The sequence below is a fragment of the Halomonas sp. XH26 genome, assembly GCF_024138895.1.
GTDB lineage: Bacteria > Pseudomonadota > Gammaproteobacteria > Pseudomonadales > Halomonadaceae > Vreelandella > Vreelandella alkaliphila.
The window spans coordinates 1,518,987-1,536,012 of the sequence record NZ_CP071889.1 but is presented as its reverse complement, the minus strand read 5'-3'; the positions used below and the strand labels follow the sequence as shown (position 1 = coordinate 1,536,012).

Sequence of the window (17,026 nt, the reverse complement as noted above, 5' to 3'; positions counted from 1 at the left end):
ATTGATAAATTTGGCTTAGGTCACGTGGCTTTGAAGAAAAATTGAGCTGGAGCAGGCTTTGGGCAGCTAACGCTGCCATCGCGGGTGCCTTTTGGCTCGTTCCTCGCCAAGCGTTACGCCGCGCTACGGGTGGCTAGATTGTTTATGTGGCTGAGCCTTCGCGAGCTAAAGCTCCCTCCCACAACACCAAGCAGAGTATCGATTCAGAGGCGGAGGTTGTTTATGGGGCGGGATCATCGCGCGCTGAAGCGCCCTCCCACAACACCGCTAATGCAGTGACGGTGTTGCGGGAGGCGCTGTGTACTTAGGCTTTGAGGACGTAGCGTAGGGTTTCAACCACTTGATCGGTGGTGGTGCACCAGGCTTGGGCTTGGGCGTCAACTTCTTTCAGCGGGTGGACGATGTCTTCGCTGTGCAGGGTGATGTAGGGCTTGGCGAGTGCGGCGCAGTAGCCTGCATCAAAGGCGGCGTTCCACTGTTTGTATTTGTCGCCGAAGCGCACAACTACCAGATCCGCTTGCTCGATCATGGTACGAGTGCGGATGGCGTTGACCTTGGAGGACTGATGGTCGCGCCAGAAGCCATTTTCCGGCTTGCCCAGGTGATCGCCTGCGGCGTCACTGGCGTCGTGGTCGGTGACCGGTGCGGTGAACACGATATCCAGGCCCGCTGCATCAGCGCCGCGCTGAATCTCTTCGCGCCAATCGGTGTGGATTTCGCCAGAAAGATAGACGTAAAAGCTCATAGTCGCTCCTGATAACTTGGTTATTTAATAGGCAGGAGTATTTTATGGAAAAATATTCCATATTGATACCTGGGTTTATTTTTCCGGCTTTTTGGCGAGCAGGTAAATATCCATAATCCAGCCGTGGGTGTCGCGTAGTTCCGCGCGGCGTTGGATGATTTGGTCGCTGACCTCGCTTAGCCAGCCTTTGATTAAGCACTGTTTATCCATGCCTAGGTAGGCGCCCCACCAGATGTAGGTGTCCTCAAACGGCAGCGTGGTAAACGCCCCGCCGCTATCCAGCATTACGGCTACCGTGGCGGCGTCGCTTGGCCAGCCGCGCTCGCGCAGGCGGCGGCCGGTGGTGATTTGTACTGGCTCGGCAAGCGCATTGAGGGGAATTTTATGTTCAGCGGTAAGCACCTGCAGGCTGGTAATGCCTGGCACTACCTCTACATCAACCTGCTTGCCCGCAGCGCTTAAGCGCTGGGTAATGCGCAGGCTGCTGTCGTAAAGCGAGGGGTCGCCCCACACCAGCATGCCGACCCGCCCGCCATTGGGAAGATGTTCATCCATCAACTGCGCCCAAACGCTGGCAATCGCAGCGTGCCAGTCGTCTACCGCGCCCAAGTAGTTATAACTTAATTGATCATTACGGCTATCACGGCTGGGGAGATCGAACTCGACGATCTTGGTGGTCACCGGCGCTTCCAGCAGCCGTTCGCAGAGTAAACGACGTAGATCGATTAGATCCGACTTGGCCTCGCCTTTGCGGGGCAGCAGGATCAGGTCGGCGCTATTGAGGGCGCGCACGGCGGCCAGGGTGACGTGATCAAGGTTGCCGGTACCGATGCCTATCAGCGATAGCGTGATCATAAGTCGCTCTCTTGGTCCTGGCTTGCCGTGGCAAAAGGCGAATCCGCTGATTGGGGGCGAAAGCGGCGGTCGTAACCAACGGCGTAGAGGCTGCTCTCCTGGAAATCATCGCTTTCAAGCACTGGCCCCACCACTATCAATGCAGTGCGCTGCATGGAATCATCGATCAGCCCTTCTATAGTCGCCAGCCGCCCCCGCACCACTCGCTCATCGGGCCAGCTTGCTCGCCACACAATCGCCACCGGACACTGCGCGCCGTAGTAAGGCGTCAGGCTTTCGACTACCTGGGAAAGGTTATGGATGGAGAGATGGATAGCCAGCGTTGCCCCAGTGCGGGCGAAATTGGCAAGCGTCTCGTTACTGGGCATGGCGCTGGCACGCCCCGGCGTGCGAGTAAGCACCACCGACTGAGCCACGCCGGGTAGCGTTAACTCCTGACCTAGGGTTGCCGCCGCTGCAGCAAAGGATGGCACGCCTGGGGTAATGCTGTAGGGGATATTCAGCTCGCGCAGGCGACGCAGTTGCTCGCCCATGGCCGACCATACCGAGAGATCCCCCGAATGCAGCCTGGCCACATCCAAGCCTTCGGCGTGGGCGCGGCTGATCTCTTGCATAATGTCATCCAGCGAGAGCGGCGCGGTATTAATCACTCTGGCCCCCGCCGGGCAGTGTTCCAGAATCTGCTCCGGCACTAAAGAGCCCGCATACAGGCACACCGGACACGCGGCGATTAAATCCCGCCCGCGTAAGGTAAGCAGATCCGGCGCGCCAGGGCCTGCGCCAATGAAGTGTACGGTCATTCTGTGGTTCCTTCTGGTACTTCTGACAACGCCAGTGCGGCGGTAGCCTGTCTATCCGTTGAGATAATTCTGGGCCCCACTAACCTAGCATTCGAGCCCGCCGCTAACAGCGCCACGGCTTCGGCAACGCTGCCTGTGCCGCGTGCCTGCAAACTTTGTGTTGAATGAGTAAGCGTTGTCACTGTTGATAGCTCGGCATCCGCTACGGCGATGACTTCAATATTGCGCAGTCGGCCTAGTTCTTCGACTAACGGCAGCATCGAGCTAGCCGCCGCTAGCCGGTTGATAGAGCCGTACTTGTAGACAGCACCGTACTGCTCGATAAGTTGATCCAACGCTTGAACGAGCGATTCAAGCGTGGCTTCACTGCGAAAACCAAACCCTGCAATTCTCAATGTCGATGGCTTCATCGGACGCCCCGCCACTGAACAATCGGATAGCTGGCTTTCCAGCCCCGTCGTGTACCGATGGGGGCGGCGTTGGCAAGCTCTAAACGCAGCAGTTCGCCGCCTACCTGCTGGTGCCAGTGCGCCAGCAGCGCTTCGGACTCCAGAGTGACGGCATTGGCAACGATACGCACGCCCATGGGCAGGCGCTGCCATAAGTCGTCTAACAGCGCTTGGGATAACCCACCGCCGATAAATACCGCATCGGGCAGCGTCGTATCGTTGAGTACCTCAGGCGCGCGGCCCTGTTTTACTTCTAGCCAGTCAACGCCCAGGTTGTTTGCATTGCTGCGCGCTCGCGCTGCCCGTTCAGCGTTTTGCTCGAAGCCCACTGCCTGATTATCCGTATGGGCGAGCAGCCACTCAATGGCGATGGAGCCTGAGCCGGTGCCGATATCCCACAGCCGCTCGCCGGGCATCGGGGCCAGTGCCGCTAGGGTGATGGCGCGAATGGTCTGTTTGGTGATCTGGCCATCGTGGTCAAAAAAATGATCCGGCAGGCCGGGCGTCAACGGCAAGGCGGGGCCGTTACCGGCAACTTCCAGCCCTACCGCAACCGGGTGGGCGATATCGTCGGGCAAGCTGGCGTCGACACGACAATGGCGAATGCGCTCGTTATCACCACCCAAAGATTCCAGCAGCGTTAGCTGGGTGTCTCCAAAGCCAACGCTAGTTACCAGCGCCGCCAGCTCGGTCACCGCCGCACCGTCTTTTACCAACACCAGCAACTGCCTACCAACATGCAGGTAAGGCCGAACGCGCGTTAGCGATTTGGCGTGCAAACCCAGGCAAGTGCAACGCTCCAACGGCCAGCCCAAACGCGCAGCCGCCAGGCTAAAGGTGGAAGGGGCTGGCAGTGCTTGCCACTCGTTTGCGCTGAGATGCTGCGCTAATGAGGTACCCGCCCCAAACCAGAACGGGTCGTTTGAGACCAGCATCACCACTCGGCGGCCACGCTGGTTTAGCAGCTTTGCAATGCCATCGGCAAAGGGCACTGGCCACTCAATTACCTCGGCGTTCAGGGGCGGCAAAAGGCGCAGGTGGCGGCGTGCGCCGAACACTACCTCGGCACTTTCCAATGCCTGTCGGCTTGCCGCTGTCAGCCCCTGTGTGCCACCCTCTCCCCAGCCTAAAAGGGTAAGCCAGGGAGCGTTGTTAACCTCAGCCATGATCAAAGTCCTAATTCTCGGAGGAACCAGCGAGGCCAGCGCCCTGGCCAGCGCTGTTGCCAAGCGTGGCATTCCCGCCATTTTTAGCTATGCAGGGCGCGTTAACACGCCGAAACCCCAGCCACTGCCGACCCGTATTGGCGGCTTTGGTGGCGTTAATGGGCTGGTCACCTTTTTAGCCCAGGAGCGCATTACCCATATTGTTGATGCCACCCACCCCTTTGCCGCACAAATGAGCAGCAACGTGTTAGCCGCGGCGGCACAGTGCGGTGTAAAGGCCACCGCTTTTACCCGGCCTGCCTGGCAGCCTGTTACCGGCGACCAATGGCAAAGCGTGGCAAGTATTGATGAGACAGTTAACGCCTTGGCTGGCCCGCCCCAACGAGTGCTGCTTGCGATTGGACGAATGCACCTTAGCGCCTTTGCCGCTCAGCCTCAGCACCATTATGTGCTGCGTTTAGTTGACCCGCCGACCAGCCCGTTGCCACTGCCGGATGTCAGCACTGTGATTGATAGAGGCCCGTTTACGCTGGAAGGCGACCTCGCCCTGCTGGAGAATCAGCGGATCCAGCGCATTGTGTGTAAAAACGCTGGCGGCGAAGGTGCGTCGTCCAAACTCACCGCGGCAAGAAGGCTCGGCCTACCCATTGTAATGATCGAGCGGCCAGCACTGCCGCCACGCCATGAAGTTCATCGTATCGATGACATGTTTAGCTGGCTTGGTGACCACTATTGATCATCACGCCGAACGCGGCGTATAAACCAGCGGCACGCCACTACGTTCAATCAAGCGGGTTTGCTGGGAACCAACGATGACCAGCGTGCGCATATCAGCCATATCCGGCGTCGCTTGCTCTAGTGTGGTGACGCGAATTGCTTCTTCCGGGGTCGAAACCGCGCGGGCGAAGATTATCAATCGATCCGGCCCGCAGGCTTCCCGCAGTACCTCTAGCGTTCGTTCAAAACCCGCCGGCCGTGCCTTGGAGCGCGGGTTGTAAAACGCCATGGCGAAGTCGGCCTCAGCAGCCAGACGCAGGCGCTTCTCAATCAGCGCCCAGGGTTTGAGGTTGTCGGATAGATTGATGCAGCAGAAGTCGTGCCCCAGCGGTGCGCCGACGCTGGCGCTGGCGGCCAGCATGGCAGAAATGCCCGGTAGAACCTGAATATCCAGCGTGCGCCACTGGGCATCGCCCGCCTCCAAGGCTTCGAATACCGCGGCGGCCATGGCGAATACGCCAGGGTCGCCAGAGGAGACAACCACTACCCGGTGGCCCTCAAGCGCCAGCTGTAGCGCCTGCTCCGCCCGGCGAATCTCTTCGCGATTATCAGAGCCATGGCGGACTAATCCAGCCCTAGGTGCCACGCGATTAACGTAGGGCACATAGCCCACCACATCGGTGGCTTCGAGCAGCGCAGCCGAAACCTCCGGGGTAATCATGGCGTCGGCACCCGGCCCTAGGCCGACGATTTTCAGCCAACCGCTCATGGCCGCCTCCCGTTGCCATGAATCAGCACAATCGAGAAGTAAGGCACGCTTTCGCCAACCTCACTCAGTGGCAGCACACGCTGCTGAGTCATGGCGGCGTATTCGATCAGCCACGCCTCGCCTTCACGGCCAGCATGCGTCAGCGCTCGGCGCAGTTTGGCCAGGTTGCGGCCAATTTTCATCACCACCAGTGCATCGGTTTGGGCGATGCGCTCGGCCAGCGTCTCTTCCGGCAGCGTGGCCATCAGCACCGTCATGATGTCATCGCCCCAGGTAATTGGCTGCGCGGTAGCCGTCCAGGCCGCCGACATGCCGGTAATCCCCGGCACCACCGAGACCGGCACGCGATTCAGCAGCCGCGTGTAGAGGTGCATAAAGGAGCCGTAGAAAAACGGGTCGCCTTCGCAAAGCACCACTACATCGCATCCCGCTTCAGCCATCTCGATCAGTTGGGCCACGCTGCGTTCGTAAAAGGCCGACAGCAGTTCATTGTAGCGCGGGTCGTCAAACGGAATTTCCGTGGTAACCGGATACTCCATGGGCAGCTCGGTTGCGCCGGGGGCGATCAATCCTTCCACAATGGTACGCGCATGCCCGCTGCGGCCCTGCTTGCGAAAATAGGCCACATGGCTGGCACCACGGATCAAGCGGTCGGCACGCACGCTCATTAGGTCTTGGCTGCCGGGCCCTAAGCCAACCCCGTAAATGGTTCCTTGGGTCATTCGATACGATCCGCCATGGCGTTGATGGCCGCTACCGTGACGGCGCTACCACCCAGGCGGCCACGCACGATACAGCTGGGCAGCGCGGGGTTAGCCAACAGCGCTTCTTTGGATTCCGCCGCGCCAACAAAGCCGACCGGGCAGCCGATAATGGCCGCCGGGCGCGGGCAGTTTGGGTCTTCGAGCATATTAAGCAGATGAAACAGCGCGGTGGGCGCGTTGCCAATGGCGACGACTGCGCCTTCCAGGTGCGGCCGCCACAGCTCCAGCGCTGCCGCTGAACGGGTATTGGCCATTTCCTGGGCAAGGCCAGGGGTGCGCTCATCGTTAAGAGTACAGATAATCTGGTTATTAGCGGGCAGCCGTTTGCGGGTAATGCCTTCGGAGACCATCCGAGCATCGCAAAGAATCGGTGCACCCTGCTCTAACGCTGAACGCGCTCGATTGACCACGTCATTCTGAAAATGAATATGCGCCGCCAGCTCCACCAGCCCAGCGGCGTGAATCATGCGTACCGCAACCGTTTCTTCTTCCGCTGAAAAGCGATCAAGCTCAGCTTCATTGCGAATAATCGCAAACGACTGCCGGTAAATCGCCGGTCCGTGTGTTTCATAAACGTGAGGCACCCAAACTCTCCAAATAAACTAATTCGCAGTTACTGTTCTGCAAGGCATCCGTGCTAGGGCAGGTTTCCGCGAGGGCGCTGTGAACCCATCCATGGGCGCTACTTTCGACATCCATGTCGAAAGACCCTCGCTACAACCTGCCCTGGCACTCAGCTATCCAGCATATAAGCTACTATTTTTTTAATCTCGATAAACCTAACGGCTTTCGCTGAGCTTTTTAATAACATCCAACGCCTCACTCTCAGTAAGGCCTGACTTAACCGGTGCGCTATCGGCGCGACCGTTAACAATCACGTCAAAGCGCCCTTCGCGGCCGGTTAGGCACAGCGCTGCTGGCCGTTGGCGGGCGCAGCCTTTGGCGCACCCAGATATATGTACGGTTGTTGCCACCCAGCCACTTAGCCGTTCGGCAAGCGGCTGGGTGGCAACACTCGCCTGTTCGCAGTATGGCGCACCGGGGCAGGCGTCCATCGCTAACCGCGGGTCGCTATTATGACGGATTAAGCCATCAACCGCGGGTAGTGTATCGCAATCCTTCAACAATAAGCGCCGCCAGGGCGTGACCTGCACAGCGCTGATATTTGTTAGAGAACCACTTGCCGGAGAGACAGCCTCGCGCAGCGTATTAGCCGCTACCCGGCCAAAAGGCAGCCCCACCACCATACCGTTGCTATGTTTGCCCAGCGCCAGCTTCTCGCCAGGGGATGCGGGGGCAGTATCAGCGGTTGCCCAATCGGGCAGCGGCGCCGTGTGCCGCCGCATGCGCCCAGAGTCCCAGCCACCACTGTCCACAAACCAGTGGGTCAGGCGTATTAACTGCTCAACGGCGGCTTCGGGCTCGTTCACCGCCGTGCCACACTCATAGCCATCGGCGCGTACAATCAAACCGCTTTCTGTCGAGCGCTCAATACGAAAATCAGCGGCGCTATCGCACAGCACCGGGGCTTTTCCCGCATCAATCGCAATGCCGATTTTGCCGGGCATGGGCGCTAATTCGCTGCCCCGCGTTTGCAACAGGCGGGCAATAGTATGAGTGTCATCGCCCTCTTGCCAAGCAGGTGCCAGCATCAGCTGTGGCTGGCGTTCTGCTTGCGGGTCGTCGTTCACCAACTGATGCTCAACCAAAAAGCTCATCAGCGGTGGCCAGCTGGCCTCGCTCACACCACGTAGTTGAATATTGGCTCGGCTGGTTAGCTCGATTAAACCACTACCGAAAGTCTCGGCGGCTTCGCACAGTGCCACTACCTGCTGCCGTGAAAGCTGGCCCAGCGGTGGGCGTACACGTACCAACAGGCCATCGCCGGTGGCCATAGGCCGCCACGCGCCGGGGCACCAGCCTTTAATGCGCGGGCTGGTGGTCATAATGCCCCGTCTCTTTGGCTTCATCCATTTCCAGCAGCAGGTCTTGTAGCGCCTGGCCGTATTCGCCGGGGGCTTGCCACATGCCTCGCTGGGCGGCTTCGAGTAAGCGTTCCGCCATCTCTTCTAAGGCTGCGGGGTTGTGCTCACGCAGGAACTGCTGATTAGCGGCGTCGAGCACCAAGGCATCACTCACCTGGGCGTACTGGTAGTCGGCGACTAGATCGGTGGTGGCATCGTAAGCAAACAGATAGTCCACCGTGGCAGCCATTTCAAAGGCGCCTTTATAGCCGTGCTCGCGCATGGCATTGATCCACTTGGGATTCAACACGCGCGAGCGAATCACCCGCGCCAGCTCCTCTTTCAAGGTACGAATCTTGGGCACCGCGGGATTGGCGTGGTCGGCGTGATAAATGGTCGGTGCTTTTCCACTTAGCGAGCGCGTGGCGTTGGCCATGCCTCCCTGAAAAGCGTAATAGCTGTTGGAATCAAGAATATCGTGCTCGCGGTTATCCTGGTTTTGCATCACCGCATCCAGGCCTTGGAGTTGCTGCTCGAACGCCGCCCGCGCAGCAGTGCCGGAGGCCTTGAACTGGCCGTAGGCGTAGGCACCTGTATCCATATAGGCCTCGGCTAAATCGTCGGCGCTGTCCCAAGAACGATTTTCAATTAGCCGGTTCAAGCCCGCACCATATTCGCCGGGCTTGCTGCCGAAGATACGGTAGCTTGCCTCTTGGGCGGCCATTTCCGGGCTTAGCCCTTGGTCTTCCAGTGCTTGCTGGCGGGCAAGCACCGCCTCGCGGATGGTGTTGCTGTTACCCGGCTCTTCATAACTGGCCACCGCTTGCACGGCGGCGTCAAACAGGCGGATCACATTAGGGAAAGCATCGCGGAAGAACCCGGAGACCCGCAGCGTGACATCAACCCTTGGGCGATTGAGCAGCATCGAGGGGATCACTTCGAAATCAGTCACACGCTGGGAGCCCAGCGACCACTTGGGACGCACGCCCATCAGCGCGAAGGCCTGGGCGATATCATCACCGCCAGTGCGCATGGTGGCGGTACCCCAAATCGAAAGCCCCAAACGGCGCGGATAGTCGCCGTTATCCTGCAGGTAGCGCTCGACAAACGCCTGGGCGGATTTTTCCCCCAGCGTCCAGGCGGCAGGCGATGGAATTGAACGGTTATCGACGCTAAAAAAGTTACGCCCGGTGGGCAGCGTATCCAGCCGCCCTCGGCTGGGCGCGCCGCTAGGCCCGGCGGGAACGAAGATACCTTCTAGGCCGTCGAGCAGCGACTGAATCTCCATTTTCACGCCACGCTGCATAGCGACCCATAGCTGGTCGCGGGCATAGCGCAGCTGCTCTGCCGTATTGGGGTAATCTTGGGCCAGTTCCTCCAGGCAACCAGGGGCTAATACGTAGTCGGCCACCCAGCGCTCGGCCAGCAGTTCAAGGCGCTCGCGGGTATCCGCGCCGGTGCGCCAAGGGGTATCCAGCAACTCCCTTAGAACAACGGGTTTAGGCTCCTGCCAAGGTTCGTTGCCAGCGGCCAACGGATCAAAATCCAATCCTAAATCGCTAGCCAGATTGTGCAGCAGGCCGCGGCTGGCCACCGCTTCACCACGGGGTAGCCGTAGCAGCGCTACCAATGTCCCCGCCCGCTTCTCTTCAGGCGGCAGCGTGCCGAGTATGTGCAGGCCATGGCGAATCTGGGACTCTTTGATATCGCACAGAAAGGTATCCAGCTCGTTGAGAATGTCGGCGTCATCAGCACTGTTTGCACAACCGTCGACGGCGTGTGCCAGCTCCTGATCGATGCCAGTATCACGCAGGTGAGCGAGAATCTGGCTGCGTATCAGCGCTTCACGGCGCGGGTCCATATCCAGTGCTTGATAATACTCATCACATAGCGCTTCAAGCTCGGCCATAGCGCCGTAGAGTTCGGCCCGCGCTAGCGGCGGCATCAGGTGGTCGATAATCACCGCCTGACTGCGGCGTTTGGCCTGGGCACCCTCGCCGGGATCATTCACAATAAACGGATAAAAGTGCGGCAGCGGCCCCAGGGCAATATCCGGCCAGCAGTCCGCGCTCAAGGCGATACTTTTACCCGGTAACCACTCTAAGTTGCCGTGCTTACCCACGTGGATAACCGCGTCGACTTGATAGTGCTCGCGCAGCCAGTAGTAAAACGCCAGATAGCTGTGGGGCGGCACCAGCTCCATATCGTGATAGGACTGGGTGAGATCGTCGATAAAGTCGCGTTCCGGCTGGATCCCCACAAAGGTTTCGCCTAAGCGAATACCGGCGATCATCAAACGCCCCTGGCGGCATTTGGGGTCTTCATGAGGCGCACCCCAGCGCGTCCATACGGTTTCTTGCAGCTCGCTGGGCAAGGTTTTAAACCAGGCTAGGTAATCATCAACGCTGATACTCTGCCAGCAGGCGCGCTGGTCGAGGCTGCCGTGATCGTTGGTCACCGCGCCCTGAAGCTGGCGGATCAACGCATCGCCATTTTCCGGCAGCTCGCTTAACGGATAACCCGCCCCTTTTAGAGCGCTGAGAATCTGCAGCGTCGTTGCTGGGGTATCCAGCCCGACCCCGTTACCGATCCGGCCATCTCGATTGGGGTAGTTAGCCATAATCAGCGCAATACGCTTCTGCCCATTGGGGGTTAAGCGCAGCGAACAAATACGCCGCGCCAGCTCGGCCACAAAGGCGGCTCGTTCAGGATGAATTACGTGGTGGGTCACTGCCAGCTGGCAGCGCTGGTTATAGTGGGCTTCGGCTTTAAACCCCACCGCCCTGGTGATAATGCGACCATCCATCTCGGGGAGCACCACCTGCATGGCCACATCGCGGCTATGCAGCCCGGCAGCCATGTCCTGCCAGTCTTCACTGGTGCTGCTGGCAAGAATCGCCTGGAGCACCACGGGTCGCCCCACAAACAGGCTGTCGGGTAGCTTTTCACCCAGAGCATCCAGGCCGTCCGCGTTGCGATTGACCGCAAAGCTGGTGGTATTAATTACCAACATGGCGCCGGTTTGCTCAATCAGGTGGTTGATAAAATCAATGCATGGCCCCTCTTTCAAGGAGGCCACGGCCACCGCTAGCGGCTCTAGACCTTTTTCTATCAGCGCGGCCAACAATCCGTCTGGGACAGCGGTATTCGCCCCCTGCAAGTGGCTGCGATAAAACAGCAGCAGGCACACCGGCCGCCCGGGCACCTGACGACCGCGCCACTCGCTAAGGCTTAGCGCCTGCTGGTCTTGCGACGCATAAATCACCGCGGCCGGAATAACTTTCGGCTCCTGCCATGCCAGAGAAAGCGATAAACATTCGCTGGCGATAAAGCGCAGCAACTGCTCGGCGTTATCCACGCCGCCCTCTCTTAAATAGCGCCACACCCGGTAAGCGCCATCAAAGGCGATGGTGGAATCTTCTAACAGGGCATCATCCGGTGCGTCGCATCCCGGTACCAAAATCAACTGGCGTTCGGGCCTAGCCGCCGCCCATGCCAGCAGGCGTTCATGGCCGTACTGCCAGTAGGCTTTACCACCCAGCAACGAAACGACGACCAATTGGGCATCTTCCAACACCCGATCTTCATAGAGATCATAGGCCGCCGGTTTTACCAAATTCATCCAGTTGGCTAGCCGTACCGAGGGGTACGCTTCACCCAGGCGGTCAACCGCCTGGGCCAGCGCCGACAGATTGCTATCAGCGGCGGACAGTATCACGACCTCGGCGGGGCTCTGCTGCAGGTCGATAATGCCTTCATCATCGATAAAGCCCCCGGGCTTGGCGGCAAATAAGTGCATTAGCTAGCCGTCTGAACCTCTGTCTCAGTTAGCGCTTCACGTAGCGCGGCGCTATCCAGCGATTTGCCAATAATGACCAGCTGGGTCTGGCGCATCTCGTCCTGGATCCAAAGCCGGTCGAAGTAGCCTTCCAAACGCTCGCCCACTGCTTGAATAACCCGGCGCATGGGTTTGCCGGGAATCGCCGCAAAGCCTTTGGCGCGGTAAATCTCGTGGCTTTTCAGCAACTGCTGCAGCTTATTGGCCAGGGCGTCGCCATCCACTTCACCCAGGGTAATCACGCAGGAATCAAAGTTATCGTGGGCGTGGTCGTGATGAGCGCCTTCAGCGTGGTGCTTATCATGGTGATTGGTGATGCTATCAATATGCGCTTCGCTGGCCGCACCAATGCCCATCAGCGCTTCCAACTGGGCGGTGTCGGTGGCCTGGGTCTGATCGATAAACAGCGTTTTTACAGATTCGCTCACCCGTGACTGAATTACCGCTTCCACCTGCGTGCGCTCTTCCGGGCTAAGCAGGTCAGCCTTGCTGACCAGCACCAGATCTGCCGCGCTTAGCTGGTCATCCAGTAGCTCGCGCAGGCTGGGGTCGTGATCCAAGCTTTCATCAGCGCGGCGTTGGGCTTCGACCTTATCCACATCGCTGGCATAACGGCCAGCGGCTACCGCGGGGCCATCAATCACGGTAATAATCGCATCGACGGTGCAGTGCTGGCGCACGTCGGGCCAGTTAAACGCTTGCACCAGCGGCTTAGGCAATGCCAGACCGCTGGTTTCGATCAGAATGTGGTCGATATCATTGCGGCGGGCAACCAGCTTCTTCATCACCGGCAGAAACTCTTCTTCCACCGTGCAGCAGATACAGCCATTGGCTAGCTCATAGATGCTGCCATCTTCCCCGTCTAGCTGCCCGCCTTCGCTACCCTCTTCACACCCCAGCGCACAGCTGCGCAGCAGGCTAGAGTCGATATCCTGCTCGCCGAACTCATTAACGATCACGGCGATCCGCTTGCCGGTGACTTGGCGCAGAATATTGGCCAACAGCGTGGTTTTGCCGCTGCCGAGAAAACCGGTGACGACCGTGGCGGGAATCTTGTTTAATTTCACATTACTGGGTTGCATGGATAAATGCCTCGCTGTGCTGCGGTTCGCAGTGCGCCGGGCTGGCGGAAAAAAGCCTCGCCACAGCGTCAGGATTGTTGGGGAAAAACAGATGTAAATAGGTCGCCGTTAAGCGCTTTTCGCGGTAAATCGCTTCTCCCGGTGCGGGGTGGCGCTGGCGACGGCCATGAGCAATCGGCTCAGGGGTGCCTTCGGCCATAGAACGGTGGTGCGCATGGCCACGAACCGGGCCTTCCGGCAGTTCGGCGGTTTGCATCCCCTGGCAGCCACGCCGACCGCGCATCGCCCCCTGCCCAGGCAGCAAGCCGAGCATGGGGTGAATGGTTTCGTCGTAGTCAGTCAGGGTTTCCAGGCAATACAGCAGGCCGCCACACTCAGCCAAGATGGGCTTGTCGGTGCTATAGAAAGCCTCAATGGCCAAACGCATGGCGCTGTTATCCGCAAGGGTTTGAGCGTGAAGTTCCGGGTAGCCTCCCGGCAGCCACAGCGCATCGCATTGCGGCAGGCGGCTATCCGTCAGCGGCGAGAAGAAGCACAGCGTTGCGCCCATCTGCTCCAGCAGGTCGAGATTGGCCTGATAGATAAAGCTAAAGGCGGCGTCGCGGGCTACACCAATGGTGCGGCCTTTAAGTACAGGCTTAACGGCCGCAAGCTGCTCTTGCGGAGCGGCAAAGGTCACCGGAGGCAGTGCTGCAAGCGCTTCCAGCAGCCCAGCCGCTTCCAGCGCTCGGGCGCCCGCTTCAAAGCGTGCCTCTAAATCCTCGCGAATCTCCGCAGCTTGCACCAGCCCAAGATGGCGTTCGGGGAGCGCTAAATCAGGGTCTCGTGGCACAGCGGCCAGTAAAGGAATCGTCGCTGGCAGCGCTGATTCGATCAGCTCGCGATGGCGCTGCGAGCCGCAGGCATTGGCGATAAGCCCGGCGATATGAATATCATCACGAAAGCTGGCAAGCCCTGATACCAGCGCGGCAGCGGTCTGCGCCATGCCTTTTACATCCATGACAATTGCCATGGGAATAGCAAACAAGGCCGCCAGATCAGCGCTAGAAGGCTCGCCATCAAACAGCCCCATGGCACCTTCCACTAAAATCAAATCCGCTTCACAGGCGGCATCATAAAAACGCTGGCGGCAGTAGGCCTCACCTGCCATCCATAAATCCAACTGATCTACCGGTTGACCTGATGCCTGAGCCAGTATCTGCGGGTCCAGATAATCAGGCCCGGTTTTAAACACCCGCACCACCTTGCCCTGATTACGCAGCAGCCGCGCCAAGCCCGCTGTGACGGTAGTTTTACCCTGGCCAGAAGCCGGGGCAGCGATAAACAGCGCGGGGCAGCGAGCGGTTGGCGTGCTCATTAGTATTCGATCCCCGCCTGGGCTTTGACGCCGCCGCGAAACGCGTGGCGCTCATCTTGAACAACGCTGATGGTATCGGCGATTTCCTGCAGCGGCGTGGCCATGGTACGCCCGGTAATGATCACGTTCTGGTGCGCCGGGCGGCGCTGCAAGGCTTCCACCACCGGTTCGGGATCGAGATAGCCGTACTTGAACATGTAGCTCATCTCATCCAGCACGATCATATGATAAGCGGGGTTCTCCAACAGCCCTTTAGCGACGGCCCAGGCGGCTTGGGCGGCTTCGATATCCCGCTCGCGATTCTGGGTTTCCCAGGTAAATCCATGGCCCATGATGTGCCAATCAAGCTTGGGATGATCGCGAAAGAACAGGTATTCGCCGGTTTCGCGGCGGCCTTTAATAAACTGAATGACCGCGCACTGCTGACCGTGCCCTAATGAACGCGCCATGGTGCCAAAGGCCGAGCTGCTTTTGCCCTTGCCGTTGCCTTTAAGCAGAATCAGCACGCCGCGCTCTTCGGTGGCGCGGCTAATGCGCTCATCGACCACGTCTTTTTTGCGCTGCATGCGGTTTAGATGGCTAGCGTCACTCATGGGCTTTCCCCAGGTTGATGTGCAAAAACAGAATGTGCGAAAACAGGATGTACCAAAGAGGGTTTACCAAACGAGGCTGGCCAATAACGGGCGCCTAATTGCTGGGCGATGCGTGCGCCCTGCCCGCGTTTAACTCTCGATTGCTCGGTATCGATCAGCAGGCAGTCACCTAGCGGGGCGAGGTCGTCAACAGATTCCCGTGTGCGGCCATCGGTAATCAAATAAGTACGTACCTGTAAGCCAGGCTCGCGGCGCTGCCACTGTTGAATTAGCCGTTTGGCTTCAACAATCGCTTCCCGCAGCGGGGTGCCACCGCCGCCCTTGGCACTGTCAAGCGTGCCCCGCGCGTTTTTGGGCGCTCGACGACGTGACAGTAGCGACACCACGCCACCATTACCAAACCCCAGCACCGCGACCTGCTCCCGCGCAGCATAAGCTTGGGTGACCAGTGACTCAACCAGCCCTTTGGCTTGGCCTAACAGACGCTGCCCCAAGGTGGAACCAGAGGTATCCAGCAGCACCAAATGGGCTACCGCCTGCCCAGCGCGAGATTTGCGCATTTTTAACTGCCGCCAAGGCCACTGGCCACGATTGGCGATCAGCGTCGCGAACCCGTCTAGCCGCGGGGTTTCCGCCTGAGAGCGCCCTCGACCGGAGACACCTCCCTTGCCTGAGCTAGCCGCTGTATCGGCGCGTTGCGCACGCGGGGAAAAGGTATTGCTCTCGGGCAGGTTAACCGCTGACTGGTTAATGGATTCCTGTGCTACAGGCGGCATAGCGCCCCACTGGCCCTGCTCACCATTTTGGTGGGATGATCCGCCGGTGGGCGCGTTATTAGCTGACGACGATCCGCCCTCCCCATTTGAAGGCGTTTGATTAGGCGGGGAGGACGGCGGATGTTGCTCTGGCGGCTGGGTTCGACGATGTGCCAGCACCCAGGGCGCCACCGTATCGATATCTACTTGGCTGACGCTTTCCGCCCCCCGCCAGGCTGCATGAGCCTGAGCTGCTCGATGCCAGGTAACGTCTGCCCGTAGCCCTTCAACACCTGCGGCTTCGCAGCGTGCAGCAATGGTCTCGTACACCCAGCCTTCGCAAGTCACTGACGCTAGTGCCTGTTGGGCATGGTGAACCTGCTGAGTCAGCGCTGCTTGCTCTACCGCAAACTGTTGTATATAAGCTTGGGGGTCGTGGTCAAAGGCTTCGCGCTGCTGAACAATAGCAATGCGCTGTTTAACGCTGACGCGGTCAGCCTGTTCAATACAGAGCCCAAAACGGTCGAGCAGCTGCGGGCGCAGCTCGCCCTCATCAGGGTTCATGGTGCCAATCAAACTAAAACGCGCCGAGTGTGAGTGGCTGATACCATCACGCTCAACGATATTGATCCCGCTAGCGGCCACGTCTAGCAGCAGGTCAACCAGCATATCCGGCAGCAGATTAACTTCATCGACATACATCACCCCGCCGTGGGCTTTGGCGAGGAGCCCTTCATGAAAAGTGGCTTGCTGCTCGGCTAGCACCTTTTGCAAATCAAGACTTCCCACTAGCCGGTCTTCGCTGGCACCGAGGGGTAAGGTGACAAAGGGTGGCTTTTTGCCATTGGTGTCGTTAGGCAAAACCGCCGCCAGTGCCCGCGCCAGGGTGGATTTCGCACTACCCCGAGGGCCACTGATCAGCACACCGCCAATGCGCGGATTAATCGCATTAAGCAGCAAGGCGGTTTTCACCGCTTCCTGGCCGACAACACCTACAAAGGGAAAGTCACTCAACCGAACCTCCCATGTAGAGCATGCCCGAAGCTTGAACTTGATTCATGATGACTTGGTAAGTAATGATAAAACCATTCATAAGGAAGCGATGAAATAAAGCGTTACAGTATAGAGGAAGGCGCGGCTTTGAAGCCAGCTTAGTGCCAAGCATACCCTAG

The 17,026-nt window shown here is 59.0% G+C and carries 15 protein-coding genes; 1 reads left to right on the top strand and 14 read right to left on the bottom strand.

The window, feature by feature from the left end; genetic code table 11:
• Window positions 1–304 precede the first annotated feature (304 nt).
• The 5 genes from J4377_RS07030 to cbiE form a co-directional block, all read right to left on the bottom strand.
• On the bottom strand, window positions 305–745 hold the full coding sequence (locus tag J4377_RS07030) for a YtoQ family protein (RefSeq protein ID WP_009723617.1): 441 nt from the start codon (window positions 743–745) through the stop codon (window positions 305–307).
• A gap of 75 nt (window positions 746–820) precedes the next feature.
• Window positions 821–1,600 (bottom strand): precorrin-6A synthase (deacetylating), encoded by a 780-nt coding sequence (cobF, locus tag J4377_RS07025; protein WP_253487644.1) that lies wholly within the window; start codon window positions 1,598–1,600, stop codon window positions 821–823.
• Window positions 1,597–2,400, bottom strand: coding sequence for a precorrin-4 C(11)-methyltransferase (gene cobM, locus J4377_RS07020; protein WP_253487642.1), 804 nt, complete (start codon window positions 2,398–2,400; stop codon window positions 1,597–1,599). Before cobM ends, cobF begins: the two co-directional genes overlap by 4 nt.
• Window positions 2,397–2,810, bottom strand: a complete 414-nt coding sequence (locus tag J4377_RS07015; protein ID WP_253487633.1) for a cobalamin biosynthesis protein — start codon at window positions 2,808–2,810, stop codon at window positions 2,397–2,399. Before J4377_RS07015 ends, cobM begins: the two co-directional genes overlap by 4 nt.
• A complete protein-coding gene (gene cbiE / locus J4377_RS07010) occupies window positions 2,807–4,015 on the bottom strand; it encodes a precorrin-6y C5,15-methyltransferase (decarboxylating) subunit CbiE (protein WP_253487631.1) in 1,209 nt (402 codons plus the stop codon). The genes J4377_RS07015 and cbiE overlap by 4 nt, the downstream gene beginning before the upstream one ends.
• Here cbiE and J4377_RS07005 point away from each other — a divergent pair.
• The gene (locus J4377_RS07005; protein ID WP_253487629.1) at window positions 4,014–4,751 is read left to right on the top strand and encodes a cobalt-precorrin-6A reductase; all 738 of its coding nucleotides are present in this window, start codon (window positions 4,014–4,016) and stop codon (window positions 4,749–4,751) included. The genes cbiE and J4377_RS07005 overlap by 2 nt on opposite strands.
• Before the next feature lie 3 nt (window positions 4,752–4,754).
• Here the strand turns inward: J4377_RS07005 and cobJ are convergent, their stop codons facing one another.
• The 9 genes from cobJ to J4377_RS06960 all read right to left on the bottom strand — a co-directional run bounded on the left by cobJ (window position 4,755) and on the right by J4377_RS06960 (window position 16,868).
• Complete coding sequence (gene cobJ / locus J4377_RS07000) at window positions 4,755–5,501, bottom strand: precorrin-3B C(17)-methyltransferase (RefSeq protein ID WP_231658385.1); 747 nt, start codon at window positions 5,499–5,501, stop codon at window positions 4,755–4,757.
• Window positions 5,498–6,223: a precorrin-2 C(20)-methyltransferase gene (gene cobI / locus J4377_RS06995; protein ID WP_095604250.1), complete on the bottom strand. Its 726-nt coding sequence runs from the start codon at window positions 6,221–6,223 to the stop codon at window positions 5,498–5,500. Before cobI ends, cobJ begins: the two co-directional genes overlap by 4 nt.
• On the bottom strand, window positions 6,220–6,849 hold the full coding sequence (locus tag J4377_RS06990; RefSeq protein ID WP_095604251.1) for a precorrin-8X methylmutase: 630 nt from the start codon (window positions 6,847–6,849) through the stop codon (window positions 6,220–6,222). Before J4377_RS06990 ends, cobI begins: the two co-directional genes overlap by 4 nt.
• 195 nt (window positions 6,850–7,044) lie before the next feature.
• On the bottom strand, window positions 7,045–8,211 hold the full coding sequence (locus tag J4377_RS06985; RefSeq protein WP_253487627.1) for a cobalamin biosynthesis protein CobG: 1,167 nt from the start codon (window positions 8,209–8,211) through the stop codon (window positions 7,045–7,047).
• Entirely contained in the window at window positions 8,189–12,028 is a 3,840-nt protein-coding gene (gene cobN / locus J4377_RS06980; RefSeq protein WP_253487618.1) for a cobaltochelatase subunit CobN, read from the bottom strand. Before cobN ends, J4377_RS06985 begins: the two co-directional genes overlap by 23 nt.
• Window positions 12,028–13,134, bottom strand: a complete 1,107-nt coding sequence (gene cobW / locus J4377_RS06975; protein WP_253488119.1) for a cobalamin biosynthesis protein CobW — start codon at window positions 13,132–13,134, stop codon at window positions 12,028–12,030. The genes cobN and cobW overlap by 1 nt, the downstream gene beginning before the upstream one ends.
• Window position 13,135: 1 nt before the next feature.
• On the bottom strand, window positions 13,136–14,506 hold the full coding sequence (locus J4377_RS06970; protein WP_253487617.1) for a cobyrinate a,c-diamide synthase: 1,371 nt from the start codon (window positions 14,504–14,506) through the stop codon (window positions 13,136–13,138).
• A complete protein-coding gene (cobO, locus tag J4377_RS06965) occupies window positions 14,506–15,099 on the bottom strand; it encodes a cob(I)yrinic acid a,c-diamide adenosyltransferase (RefSeq protein WP_038483381.1) in 594 nt (197 codons plus the stop codon). The genes J4377_RS06970 and cobO overlap by 1 nt, the downstream gene beginning before the upstream one ends.
• The gene (locus J4377_RS06960; RefSeq protein ID WP_253487615.1) at window positions 15,096–16,868 is read right to left on the bottom strand and encodes an AAA family ATPase; all 1,773 of its coding nucleotides are present in this window, start codon (window positions 16,866–16,868) and stop codon (window positions 15,096–15,098) included. The genes cobO and J4377_RS06960 overlap by 4 nt, the downstream gene beginning before the upstream one ends.
• Between the last annotated feature and the right edge of the window lie 158 nt (window positions 16,869–17,026).